This is a genomic window from Actinomadura montaniterrae (assembly GCF_008923365.1).
GTDB lineage: Bacteria > Actinomycetota > Actinomycetes > Streptosporangiales > Streptosporangiaceae > Spirillospora > Spirillospora montaniterrae.
In genome coordinates, this window is the sequence record NZ_WBMR01000069.1 from 1 (window position 1) to 12,672 (window position 12,672).

11 protein-coding genes are annotated in these 12,672 nt (G+C 72.0%); all 11 read right to left on the reverse strand.

What is annotated here, in order from left to right:
- Window positions 1-32: 32 nt before the first annotated feature.
- Window positions 33-962: a hypothetical protein gene (locus F9B16_RS23065; protein WP_151542193.1), complete on the reverse strand. Its 930-nt coding sequence runs from the start codon at window positions 960-962 to the stop codon at window positions 33-35.
- Between the two features lie 84 nt (window positions 963-1,046).
- Window positions 1,047-1,898 carry an aldehyde dehydrogenase family protein gene (locus tag F9B16_RS23070; RefSeq protein WP_151542194.1) on the reverse strand — a complete coding sequence of 284 codons (852 nt, stop codon included), beginning with the start codon at window positions 1,896-1,898 and terminating at the stop codon, window positions 1,047-1,049.
- The gene (locus F9B16_RS23075; RefSeq protein ID WP_151542195.1) at window positions 1,891-3,324 is read right to left on the reverse strand and encodes an aldehyde dehydrogenase family protein; all 1,434 of its coding nucleotides are present in this window, start codon (window positions 3,322-3,324) and stop codon (window positions 1,891-1,893) included. The genes F9B16_RS23070 and F9B16_RS23075 overlap by 8 nt, the downstream gene beginning before the upstream one ends.
- A gap of 5 nt (window positions 3,325-3,329) precedes the next feature.
- Window positions 3,330-4,286 (reverse strand): deoxyribose-phosphate aldolase, encoded by a 957-nt coding sequence (gene deoC, locus F9B16_RS23080; RefSeq protein ID WP_151542196.1) that lies wholly within the window; start codon window positions 4,284-4,286, stop codon window positions 3,330-3,332.
- Between the two features lie 26 nt (window positions 4,287-4,312).
- Window positions 4,313-5,362, reverse strand: coding sequence for a hypothetical protein (locus F9B16_RS23085; RefSeq protein ID WP_151542197.1), 1,050 nt, complete (start codon window positions 5,360-5,362; stop codon window positions 4,313-4,315).
- Window positions 5,359-5,871, reverse strand: a complete 513-nt coding sequence (locus F9B16_RS23090; RefSeq protein ID WP_151542198.1) for a SigE family RNA polymerase sigma factor — start codon at window positions 5,869-5,871, stop codon at window positions 5,359-5,361. The genes F9B16_RS23085 and F9B16_RS23090 overlap by 4 nt, the downstream gene beginning before the upstream one ends.
- 107 nt (window positions 5,872-5,978) lie before the next feature.
- Entirely contained in the window at window positions 5,979-7,931 is a 1,953-nt protein-coding gene (locus tag F9B16_RS23095; RefSeq protein ID WP_151542199.1) for a WD40 repeat domain-containing serine/threonine protein kinase, read from the reverse strand.
- Window positions 7,932-7,985: 54 nt separating this feature from the next.
- The gene (locus F9B16_RS23100) at window positions 7,986-8,537 is read right to left on the reverse strand and encodes a chorismate mutase (protein WP_151542200.1); all 552 of its coding nucleotides are present in this window, start codon (window positions 8,535-8,537) and stop codon (window positions 7,986-7,988) included.
- A gap of 110 nt (window positions 8,538-8,647) precedes the next feature.
- Window positions 8,648-10,366, reverse strand: a complete 1,719-nt coding sequence (locus tag F9B16_RS23105; RefSeq protein WP_151542201.1) for an LLM class flavin-dependent oxidoreductase — start codon at window positions 10,364-10,366, stop codon at window positions 8,648-8,650.
- Window positions 10,367-10,517: 151 nt separating this feature from the next.
- A complete protein-coding gene (locus tag F9B16_RS23110) occupies window positions 10,518-11,048 on the reverse strand; it encodes a hypothetical protein (protein ID WP_151542202.1) in 531 nt (176 codons plus the stop codon).
- A gap of 264 nt (window positions 11,049-11,312) precedes the next feature.
- The gene (locus F9B16_RS23115; protein WP_151542203.1) at window positions 11,313-12,620 is read right to left on the reverse strand and encodes a hypothetical protein; all 1,308 of its coding nucleotides are present in this window, start codon (window positions 12,618-12,620) and stop codon (window positions 11,313-11,315) included.
- Between the last annotated feature and the right edge of the window lie 52 nt (window positions 12,621-12,672).

The window sequence follows — 12,672 nt, forward strand, 5'->3', positions numbered from 1 at the left end:
CCGTGCGCCGCTGCGGGCGGGGCGCGGGCGGGTCAGCGCCGGCCGGCGTTGGTCAGGCCGGTCAGGAAGCCGCCGTCGGTGCTGGTCGAGTGCTGCAGGCCGTTGGAGGTCTTGGGCTCGACCATCGGCCCGGCGGGCGGCGCCGTGGCGGCCGTCTCGGCGGTCCGGCGGGCCGTCGCCCCGCCCGCTCGCGGGCGGGTCGAGGCGGTCTTGCCCGCCCCGGACGCGCTGGACTTGCGGGCGGTGCCGGACGAGCGGGACGTGCCGCTCTTGCGGGCGGTGCCGCTCCGGGCGCTCGCGGTCGTCCGGGACGAGGACGCGGTGGACTTGCGCGCGGCGCTGGTCCGCGGCTTGGCCGCCGTCGTCTTCTTCGCGGTGGACGGCCTGGTCTTGGACGCCGTGGTCTTGCGCGCCGTCGACTTCGGCGAGGTCACCCGCGCCGACGCCGTGGACCGCGAGCGGCTCGCCGCCGACGTGGTCTTGCGCGCCGTCCCGGACGCCGTGCTCTTGCGCGCGGTCGTCCCCGTCCTGCTCTTGGCGGCCGTGGCCGCCTTCTGCTTCGCCATGTCCTTCGCCGCGGCGTTCATCGCCTTGGCGGCGTCGGTCATCGCCTTGGTGGCGGTGGTCATGGCCTTGGTCATCGCGGTCATGGCCTTGGCCGACGAGGACGCCTTGGTCGCCACCGACTTCATCTGCGTGGCGGCGGCCTTGGCCTGGTCGGCGGCCTTGGTGACGCGCGTCGACGCCGCCGTGGACGTCCGGCTCGACGCGGCGCTGGTCCGCTTCGCCGGAGTCTTCCTCGCGGTCGAGCGGCTGGTCGTGGACCTCGACGGCGACTTGGCGGCCGAGGTGCTCTTGGTGGCCGTCTTCTTGGCGGCCGTGGACTTGTTCGCCGTGGTGCTCTTCGTACGCCCGGCCGTACCTCGGCTCGTCGTCGTACGCGATGCGGTCTTGGTAGGCACTGATCTACCCCCCGTGATGATCAGTTACGGGGGGTTCTATTCCACCGTTCGTGACGCTCTACACACTCCGCGGCATTTCCGCTTTCAGACGCCCACGGGGTGCCACACCGTCTTGACCTCCAGAAACGCCGTCATACGCGCGGTTCCGGGGTCGCCGGCCCAGTCGTCGGAGGCGCGGAAGACGCGCTTCAGGTTCTCGGCCGCCTTGTCCTCGAGAGCGGGCACGTCGCCGTCCGGGACGCCGGTGAGGTCGATGGCGTTGACGTCCATGTGGGAGGCGAGCCAGGGGGTGAGTTCGGTGCGGTGTCCGGTGAGGATGTTGACGACGCCGGCGGGCAGGTCGGAGGTGGCGAGGACTTCAGCCAGGGTGATCGCGGTGAGCGGTGCGGGCTCGGACGCGACGACGACGGTGGTGTTGCCGGTGACGATCGCGGGTGCGACCACCGAGACCAGGCCGAGCAGGGGTGAGTCGGGCGCGATGACGGCGACGACGCCGGTGGGTTCGGGGGTGGAGAAGTTGAAGTAGGGTCCGGCGACGGGGTTGGCGGCGCCGGCCACGGCGGTGATCTTGTCGGCCCAGCCGGCGTACCAGACCCACCGGTCGATCGCCGCGTCGACCTCGGCAGCGGCCTGAGCCTTGGACGCGCCGGTGTGACGGACCTCAGCGGTGAACTGGTCGCGGCGCCCTTCGAGCATTTCGGCGATGCGGTAGAGGATCTGCGCGCGGTTGTATCCGGTGCGGCCCGCCCAGCCGGGGAAGGCTTTGCGGGCGGCGGTGACGGCGTCGCGGGCGTCTTTGCGGGAGGCGTGGGCGGCGTTGGCGACGAACCGGCCTTTGCCGTCGGTCACGGGGTAGGACCTGCCTGATTCCGAGCGCGGGAACGCGCCTGCGATGTAGAGCTTGTAGGTCTTGCGTACAGCGAGGCGGTCAGACATTGAGGTAGGCCTCCAGCCCGTGGCGTCCGCCTTCGCGGCCGTATCCCGATTCCTTGTAGCCGCCGAACGGGGAGGCGGGGTCGAACTTGTTGAAGGTGTTGGCCCACACCACCCCGGCGCGCAGGTGCTGCGCGGTCCACAGGATCTGCGAGCCCTTCTCGGTCCAGATCCCCGCCGACAACCCATACGGGGTGTTGTTGGCCTTGGTCACCGCCTCCTCAGGGGTGCGGAAGGTCAGCACCGACAGCACCGGCCCGAAGATCTCCTCCCGCGCGATCCGATGCGACTGCGCCACCCCCGTGAACAGGGTCGGCGCGAACCAGAACCCCCGATCGGGCAGCCGGCACGGCGGCGACCACCGATCCGCACCCTCCTGCTCGCCGGACGCCGACAGTTCGCGGATCTTGTCGAGTTGGGCGGCGGAGTTGATCGCGCCGATGTCGGTGTTCTTGTCCAGGGGGTCACCGACCCGCAGCGTCGCCATCCGCGCCTTCAACCGCTCCAGCACCTCCTCGGCCACCGATTCCTGCACCAGCAGCCGCGACCCGGCGCAGCACACGTGCCCCTGGTTGAAGAAGATCCCGTTCACGATGCCTTCGACCGCCTGGTCGAGCGCGGCGTCGGCGTAGACGATGTTGGCGGCCTTCCCACCCAACTCCAGGGTGAGTTTCTTCGACGTTCCGGCGAGGGTGCGGGCGATCTGGCGGCCGACGTCGGTGGAACCGGTGAAGGCGACCTTGTCGATCCCGGGGTGGGCGACCAGCGCGCGGCCGGTGTCACCGGCGCCGGTGATGATGTTGACCACGCCGGGCGGCAGGTCGGCCTGGCGGCAGATGTCGGCGAACAGCAACGCGGTCAGCGGCGTGGTCTCGGCCGGCTTCAACACCACCGTGTTCCCGCAGGCCAGCGCCGGCGCGATCTTCCACGCCAGCATCAGCAGCGGAAAATTCCACGGGATCACCTGGCCCGCGACGCCGACCGGTTGGGGGTGGGGGCCGAATCCGGCGTGGCCGAGTTTGTCGGCCCAGCCGGCGTAGTAGAAGAACCACGCCGCGACCAGGGGGACGTCGACGTCGCGGGACTCGCGGATCGGTTTGCCGTTGTCGATCGACTCCAAGACGGCCAGCTCGCGGGAGCGTTCCTGGATGATCCGCGCGATCCGGTACAGGTACTTGCCGCGCTCAGCGCCCGGCATCGCCCCCCACACCCGCTCATAAGCAGCCCGGGCGGCCTTCACGGCGCGGTCCACATCCGCCTCATCGGCGCAGGCGATATCGGCCAGCACACTCTCATCGGCGGGGTTGATCGTCTTGAACGGCTCGCCGTGCCCGTCGGTGAACTCACCGTCGATGAACAGCCCGTAGGAGCCGCGGATGTCAACGACCGACCGGGACTCGGGGGCCGGTGCGTACTCGAAAACAGTCATGTCTCTCAGTCCAGGGTGAAGTAGTCGGGACCGGAGTAGACACCGGTGGACAGCTTGCGGCGCTGCATCAGCAGATCGTTGAGCACGCTGGAGGCGCCGAGCCGGAACCAGGCGGGACTCAGCCAGTCCGGGCCGGCGGTCTCGTTCACCAGCACCAGATACTTGATCGCGTCCTTGGTGGTGCGGATCCCACCCGCCGGCTTCACCCCGACCTGACGGCCCGTCGCCGCCCGGTAGTCACGCACGGCCTCCAGCATCACCAGCGTCACCGGCAACGTCGCCGCCGGCGAGATCTTCCCGGTCGAGGTCTTGATGAAGTCCGCGCCGGCCCGCATCGCCAACCAGGAGGCCCGCCGCACGTTGTCCAGCGTGGCCAGCTCACCGGTCTCCAGGATCACCTTCAGATGCGCGTCCCCGCACGCCTGCTTGACCGCGACGGTCTCCTCGAACACCTTCACCACGTCACCGGACAGGAACGCGCCCCGATCGATCACCATGTCGATCTCGCTCGCCCCCGCCGCCACCGCCGCGCGGGTGTCGGCGAGCTTGGCCTCCAACGGCGCCCGCCCCGACGGGAACGCCGTCGCCACACTGGCGACACCGACCCCCGACCCCGCCAACGCCGCCACAGCCGTCTCGACCATGTCGGGATACACGCACACCGCCGCGACCTTCGGCACCGACGGATCAGACGGATCGGGATGGACGGCCTTGGCACACAGCGCCCGCACCTTCCCGGCGGTGTCCGCACCCTCCAACGTGGTCAAATCCACCATCGAAATCGCCAGATCGATCGCCTCGGCCTTCGCCGACGTCTTGATCGACCGGGACGCGAGCCGCGCCGCCCGCTCCTCCGCCCCGACCTGGTCCACGCCGGGCAGACCGTGCAGGAACGCGCGCAGTTCGGCAGCGCCGATGAGAGTCTCCGTTGACACGCCCCAAGCATCGCCGAAGACCCTCATCGGCACAAACGGCCCATGCGCGCCGGTCAGCCGAGCGGCGCCGTCCAGCGCACCGGCTCGTCGCCGAGCAGCTGCACGCGGCGGTACAGGCCGGTCAGCCCGCCGGACGCCTGCAGCCGCCGCAGCGGCCCGCCCGTCGCCTCCACGGCGACGTCGAAGCCCCGCACGCCGTAGACGACCAGCCGCTGCGCCTCGGACGGGTTCCGGTCCGCCTTCGGGCCGCCGTGCTGCAACCGGGAGTCGAAGGCGGGGTGCCCGTCGATCTTCGTGTTCACCAGCGGGCGGGTCCGCTTCGCGGGCATGACCTCGATCCCCAGGTCGCCGCCCGGCGTGCCGGGCGAGGTCAGCCGGACGGAGGCCTCCGGGCCGGTGCCGACGCGGACCTGGATCGGCTTCAGCCCGGACGGGACGCCCCGGGCCCGGAACGGGAACGCCGCCGGTCCGCGTGAACCGAACGTCACGCCCTTCGCGATGCGCAGCACGGTCGCCTCCTGCGCGACCGCGCCGTCGGTCACCGACAGCAGCGCCCAGTGGTGCGGCTGGTACTCCCACCGCAGCTCGGCGGGCACCTGGTTCGAGCCCGCGCCGCCCGGCACGATCGTCCAGTGCCCGATGTGCCCGTTGATCAGCGCGGTCTTCATCCAGCGGCCCTTCTTCCCGCCGGGGAGGTTGGCGATCGGCGGTTCGGTGCGGGACTCCAGGACGGTCAGTTCCAGCGCCGGGCGGCCGCCCCGTCCCGCCTGCACCGTGTAGCTGGTCCCGTCGTCTTCGGACCGCGTGACCGCTATCTGCGCGTACCCCTTCGGCAGCCAGCCGAACGCGGCCGGCGGCACCAGCAGGGCCGGGTATCCCGCCTGCTCTGCGGGCCGGACGGTGCGGTGCGGGCCGTCCGGCGAGCCGGGCAGCACCGCGACCGCCGTGACGGCCGCCGCGAGCCCGGCCAGCGCCGTCCCGGCGGCGGCGCGCCGGCCGCGCCTGATCCGGCGCCCCCTCCTGATCGCCGCGGCGGCGTCCACGGACGTCACGGGTCCGGGCGCGGCGGCGATCTCCGCCAGCCGTTCCTTGAGGTCGTTCATGCCGGGTTCTCCCCATCCGTGAGGCGCTGCGCCGGTCGCAGCACGCGGCGCAGCGCGTCCAGGCCGCGCGCCGTCTGGCTCTTGACGGTCCCCGTGGAGCAGTTGAGGACGTCGGCGGTCTGCTCGACCGACAGGTCGCAGTAGAAGCGCAGGACGACGGCGGCCCGCTGCCTCGGCGGCAGCGCGGCGAGCGCCTCCCGCAGGTCCAGGGCGCCGTCGAGGTCGGCCGCGCCGCCGGGCCCGTCGGGCGCCTCGGCGACGAGCCGGACGCGGCGCCGCCAGCCGCCGCGCTGCTCGGCGAGGAACACCCTGACCAGCACCGTCCGCGCGTAGCCGTCGATGTTGTCGGCCGCCGACGCGCGGCGCCAGTGCAGGTACAGGCGGGTGATCGCGGTCTGCACGAGGTCGTCCGCGCGGTGCCAGTCCTGGCACAGCAGGTACGCGACCCGCCGCAGCCACGGCGTCCTGGCCGTCACATAGGCGGTGAAATCGTCGTCCCGTCCGGGCATGCGCACGCTCCTCGGCCGCTCCACACTCCACCTGATGCGGCCGGGGCGCCGGAAGGTTGCACGGCCCGCGGCGGCGGTTCGACGGCCCGGACCGCCCGTGCGCCCGGTCAGGCAGGTGCGTGCGGGTTCAGGGTCGCCATGTCCCACAACCGGAGGGTGTTGTCGCCGCTCGCGGTGGCCAGGGTCCTGCCGTCGGGGCTGAACGCCACGGCGCCGACGATGTCCGTGTGCTCCTGGAGGGGCGGCCTGAGCGGCTTGCGGGCGGACACGTCCCACAAGCGCAGCGCCTTGTCCCTGCCCACGCTGGCCAGGATCTTGCCATCGGGGCTGAACGCCACCGCCTCGGCGCCGCCCTCATGGCCGGCGAGGGGCTTCCCGATCTGCTTGCGGGTGGCCGCCTTCCACAGGCGCACCGTGCCGTCGGCGGCGCTCGCGGTGGCAAGGATCTTGCCGTCGGGACTGAACGCCACCCCGCTGACGCTGCCCGCGTCGCCCTTGAGGTGCCTCCAGCGGGCGTGGGCGGGGTCGGGGTCGGCCAGGTCCCACAGGAACACCTCCTCGGTCGTGGTCACCAGGGTTCGGCTGTCAGGGCTGAACGCCATCGAGCTGACGGTGTTGAGATGTACGACGGGAACGCCGAAGACCTTGCGGGTGGCCGCGTGCCGCAGCAGCACGTCACGGCCGCTCGAGGTGGCGAGGATCTTGCCGTCGGGACTGAACGCGACGGCCCAGACGGTGTCGTACTGGCCGGTGAGCGGCTTGCCGTCGGGTCGGCGGGCGGCCACGTCCCACACGCGCGCCGTCTTGTCGTCGCCCCCGGTGACCAGGGTCTTTCCGTCGTGATTGAAGGCCGCCGAGCGCACCGCGCCTTTGTGGCCCGTGAGCGGCTGCCCGATGGGCGCGCCCGTCCTCGGGTCCCACAGCCGCACCGTGCCGTCGTCGCTCGTGCTGGCGAGGACGGTCCCGTCCGGGCTGAACGCCACCGCCGTGACCGAGTCCGTGTGGCCCTTCAGCACCTTCCCCAGGGGCGGCGGGCCCGAAGCGGCGGGCGAACGGCTCGCGTGAGGGCGCCCCGACTTCCCGTCGTGCGTGAGGGCATAGCCGATGGGGACGGCCAGGGCGACGGCGGCGGCGCCCCCGCTGAGCAGGAAGGCGCGGCGGGAGGGCTCCGCGAACGGCGTCGGCGGAACGGCGTCGGCAGGCGGCGAGGGCTCGGCGGCGGGCGGCGTCTCGGCGGGCGGGTCTCCGGCGAGCGCGTTGAGGGTGGCGGCGACGGCCGCGGCGCTCGGACGCCGCCGCGGGTCGCGGCGCAGCAGGTCCCGCAGGACCGGCGCCAGCAGCCGGGCGCGCCGCGCCGGTGCGGGTTCGCCCCGCGAGATGGCCAGGAGCAGCGCCGCCATGCTGCCGCCGGTGAACGCGGGACGCCCTTCGACGGCGGCGTACAGCGTGACACCAAGCGACCAGACGTCGGACGCGGCGGTCGCCTCGCGGTCGTCGACCTGCTCGGGAGCCAGGAACGCGGGAGTGCCGAGCAGGGCGCCGGTGGCGGTGAGGGCGGTCTCCCCGGGGACGGCGGCGAGCCCGAAGTCGGACACCACCACCCGCTCGCCCTCCAGCAGGATGTTCGCCGGTTTGATGTCGCGGTGCACGACCCCCGCCTGGTGCGCGGCCGCCAGCGCCTCCGCGATCCGCGCGCCGATCCGCGCCGCCTCCGCCTCGTCCAGCGGGCCGTCCTCGCGGACGGCGGCGTCCAAGGACCGGCCCCGCACCAGCTCCATCACGATCCAGGGCAGGCCGTCCTCGTCGTGGAACTGGTCATGGACGGTGATGATCCCCGGATGCTTCAGCATCCCGACCGACCGCGCCTCCCGCTCCATGCGCGCCACCAGCTGGTCGCGCAGCCCCGGTTCCAGGCTCGTCGGCAGCTTGAGCCGCTTGAGCGCCACGTCCCGCCGCATCCGCTCGTCGTGCGCGCGCCAGACGGCGCCCATCCCGCCCTCGCCCAGCAGCTCCACCAGCCGGTACCGGCCGATCACGACGTGTCCCGCATCCCGTGTCACAGAGGCACATAACCATGCCGACACCGGGTCCAATAACCCCGCGGGGGCACTTCGTCAGCAGATCGAGGGAATCGCGCGGGTCAGCGCGATGCGATGCAGCGCGTCGGGATGCCGGGCGCCTTCGACCCGTCCGACGGCCTTCGCCAGCTCCGTTCGGCAGGACGGGCTCCGGCGCACGTCCCGCGTGTCCTTGATGCCGGCGAGCAGCTCGCCGGTGATCCGGTCGAGCAGCGGCCGGACCTCCTTCTCCAGGTCGGGCCGGTGCGCCGGGACGTCGCCGGGCCGGAGCGCCCACCGCGCGAACAGGCCGCGCTGGACGAGCTTGCCCGCCTCGATCTGGTCGCGGAAGATCCGCTGCGCCGTCGCCGGGTCGACGCCCATCGCCGCGGACCGCTCGGCGACCGCGTCCAGGATCTGCTGCTCGCGCGCCTTGTCCTCGATGGGCTTGCCCGTCCCCCACTTGGCGGCGGCGACCAGGTCCGCGACGTCGAGCCGCCGCGCCGCCACGTCGACGAGCGGCCCCAGCCCGTCCGCCGCACGCGCAGGAACGGCGGACCCGCCCAGCAGCAGAACGAGCACACCGGCGACGATCCCCCGAATCCTCACCCGCCCAAGCTAACCCGCCGCGAACCCGGACGGGGCCGGGTGCATCAGACGTAGTGGTGGCCGTGGTGATCGGGGGACCACGGCCACCCCTCCTCAAGTAGAGGGACGGCTCAGTAGGGGGACGGGCCGCCGAACATCTCGCTGATCTTCGGCGCCAGCTCGTAGTTCCCCCGGATCGCCAGCCGGCCGTCCATCAGCAGCGTCGCCGGGTTCTCGTCGCCGGCGAGAACGCGCAGGAAGTCGGCCGTGCGGGCGGCGAGCACGATATCGGGCTCCGGTGACCCGCCGGCGCGGGCCCTGGCCCGCCCGCCGGAGACCCGGATCGTCCATGCGGTCGCGGGCCCGTGCCCGGGGGTCAGGCGGAACTCGATGTCGCCCGCGAACCCGGCCGCGGCGGACGGATCGTACGCGCGGGCCATCCCGGTGAAGAAGAGCCGCTGCGCGCCGGGCCCGAAGCGCCGCTCGATCTGCTCGTCCGTCCTGCCGTGGACCAGCGTGTAGAAGCCCCGCGTGGCGCGCCGCCTCGCCGCCGCGCGGATCTCCTGGCGCACGGGACGGCGGGAGCGGGACGAGCGCTGGACGCGGGCGACCTCGGCGTCCTCGTCGATCCGGTACCCGGGCGGCGACCTCCGGGCCGGTTTCCGCCGCGCCAGCGCCGCCTCGATGGCGGGCGCGAGACGCTCCGCCTTGGCCGCCTCCCGCTCCTCGCGTCCTTCGGTGAAGTGCGGCAGCACCGCCTCGCCGAACAGTTCGAGGCTCTCGCAGATGTGCTCGTGCTCGTTCGGGCCGGCCTGCAGCACGAACGAGATCTGGTCGACGCCGACCGACTCGTACCGCCGGATCAGATCGACGACCTGCCCGGGCGTCCCGACCGCGCCGCGCAGGGAGCCGACGTTCACGTTCAGCGACTCCGCGTTGGCGATGATCCGCTCGCGGTCGAACCCCTTGGACGCCCGCCGTTCCTGGAACTCGTCCCACACGCTGGTGCGCCCCGGGTCGTGCGGTGTCGTCCCGTAGTAGTGGGCCAGCGCGAACGCGAAGAAGTGCGCACCGTCGATGCCCCGGTCGATCGCGGTGGCCTCGTCCTCGTGCAGCATCATCGGCAGCACGACCGACACGTTCGGGTTCACCGCGAACCCCGCCGGGACGCACTCGTCCGACTCCAGGATGCGGTAGTACTCGTCCACCCATTTCCCGGCGTCCTCGGGTTCGACGAACGAGAACGACAGCGCGCCTATCCCGTTGCGGGCCGCGAACTGGATGGTCTCCCGCCTGGAGCACGCCACCCACAGCGGCGGATGCGGCTTCTGCACGGTCTTCGGGATGACGTTCCGGGGCGGCATCCGCAGGTACGGCGAGCGCCATCCGGCGAACGGCTCCTCGACGAACATCCTGGTCACCGCGTCGATCGCGTCCTGCCACTGCGCCCGCTTCTCGGTGCGCCGCACGCCGAACCCGCCGAGCTCCGCGCCGGAGCTCGACTCGCCCGTCCCGAAGTCCACCCGCCCGTTCGACACGAGGTCGAGCGTGGCGATCCGCTCGGCGATCCGCGCCGGGTGGTTGACGGCGGGCGGGAGCTGGACGATCCCGTGCCCGAGCCGGATCCGCTTCGTCCGCTGGGACGCCGCCGCGAGGAACACCTCCGGCGCGGACGAGTGGCTGTACTCCTCCAGGAAGTGGTGCTCGACCTCCCAGACGTAGTCGAACCCGACCCGGTCGGCGATCTCGACCTGGTCGAGGGCGTCCTGGTAGAGCCGCAGCTCCTGCCCGTCCGCCCAGGGCCGCGGCAACTGGTGCTCGTAGAAGAGTGAAAACCTAATCTCAACCACCTCCCCACCCGTGACCAGCCAAAACAGGCCGCAACCTGGCCCTACCCGGCCAGCATCACCCGAACTAGACACTCCGTCAACGGTCTCCCCCGACCGGCGGCATGCCCGCAGCCACTACACACCCGTCCAGACTCGTCAGCGGGTCTCAGTTTCAGGTTCTGCCGTTGAGTCTGCGGAGTTCCCGAATGGAACCGCCTGCCGGGCCGACCGGAGTGTGGCCACGGAACGGGCCACGTTCTTCGCGGTTCCGGCGGATTCGCACGACTGTCAGGCCGACTGCCAGGACAAGGCAGATCGCCGAGAACGCCGCGGAAGCGATCGCCTCGCGGAACTGCGCCGCTCCGGGGCTGCCATCTCGGACCGCGCTGATCGTCGATTCGTCAGCGAGGGCGTAGTAGATCTCCAGGCGGTCGCCGACCTTGTACCTGGAAGCCAGTTCGCTGGTCTTGACCGTGCGGGCCTGCCCCGATCGGTCGTTGAACGTCAACCCGTAGTCAGTTCCATACTTGCTGCTCGTGCGCTTCGCGACCACCGTCGCCCAGGTCCGAGCGTGCGAGTGCTGGAGGTCCGTGCCCTCCGATCGCTCACCCAGGGCCATGATCGCGGCGAACAGCGCCATCGAGTACGCCACGACGATGACCGCGAGTTTGCCGCGTGGGGAAATGCTGCGCCAGGAGGGCATATCCGCATTATGCGCTCCCGTCCTGCACAGGTTGACAGGCCCCGCGTTCACGACCAAGACGAGCCGCTACCTGGCCGAAGAGCATCCGTCATCGACGAAGATCCGTGCATGCATCTGCCGCGCCCTCTCCGCGTGGCTCAACCGCCGTGGCGGCCGCACGTCGTAGAAGAGCCCGAACCGAATCTCGACCACCCCCACCAGCGGAAACAGACTGCGCCCCTGGCCTGGCCTACCCGGCCAGCATCACCCGAATTGGACGCCCCGTCAACGGACGTCCCCGGCGGCACCGGCGCGCCGGCGCGCCTGCCGGCGCCATTGGCGCTGGCGGACGTGGCCAAGGACGAGCATCCAGGTGGACAGGGCGGCGAGCACGGTGAAGAGCAGGACGAGACCCAGCGCCGAGCCCCCGTCCAGGGCGCCGTCGCCCGCGGGCGGTGTCCGGAACGACCGCCATGCCATAACGGCCGCCCAGATGTCCGCGGAACCGAACGAGGCGATGACGGCGCCGAGTCCGATGGTGAAACCGATCAGGAACCGCCTGCTCTCGGGCCGCCTGATCTCCGGTTCCGGCTCGTGGTCGGCGGCAAGGACCTCGTACGGCTCGATCTCGTCTCCACTTTGGAGGCCGGGGAAGTCGACGCCGACGTCGAGCCAGCCGACGCGCGTATTGAGGCCGTAACTGACGCCCACCTCTTTGAGCACGCCCGGCTCTTCGACCATGCCGACGGTCAGCCCGTCGGCCACGACGACCTCGTCGCGGAGCACCCGTGCGCGGTGCCCGACGGCCAGTTCCTCTCCTCCGTGGGGCGAGAACTGCACCGGCTGGACGCGCGCCACGGCCACCGTGGCGTTCGACCCGGCGGACAGGACGGTGAGGAGCCGCTTGCGTCCCTCGGTCTGCTGCGGAGGCGGCACGTCATACGCCTGGACGATGTCTCCGGGACGCACATCGGGATGGCCCAGGTACAGGGTCCCCGTGCTTCCGTGCGTCAGCTCGTCCAGCGGTCCGCCGCCGCCGTCCGCGAGGGCCAGCAGGCGCAGCGCCTCGGCCACCGGCCGCCCATCGCGCACGACCCGTACCCGGGCGCCGACCGCCAGCCCGCCTTCGGTGACGACGGCCCGCGCGACGGGCCCGGCCAGGGGGTCGACGGCGACCTCGCGGACCTCGGCTCGTCCGAGCAGCCGCCGTTGCTCCGGGAACGGATCCTGGTACCCCAGGACGAGATCGGGCGGGACCCCCGCGGGTTCCGCGCGGACGTACGCCTGTATCTGATCGCCGTCGAGGACGCTCCGGTGACCGATGGCCAGGACGCACCGGCCCAGGATGCCGACCCGCTCCCTGGCCTCCAGCCGGGACGTGAGGGCGGCCTTTCCCATCAGCGCCCCGATGCGGAGGTCCTCGGCGATCACGACGCCGTGCCGGAGCAGCCTCGCCCGCGCGCCCCGCACGATCTCCGCGCCCCCGTTCACCCGGCCCCGGGGAAGAAGGCCTAAGCCCGGTACGTCCTGGAAGCCCGACACGGTCACCTGGCACAGCCGCTTCTCGCCGACCCAGACGGTCTGCATCCCCATGCTCATCCTCGTGGCGCGATCTCCGGTGGAACTGGTCCGGATAGGACGGGAG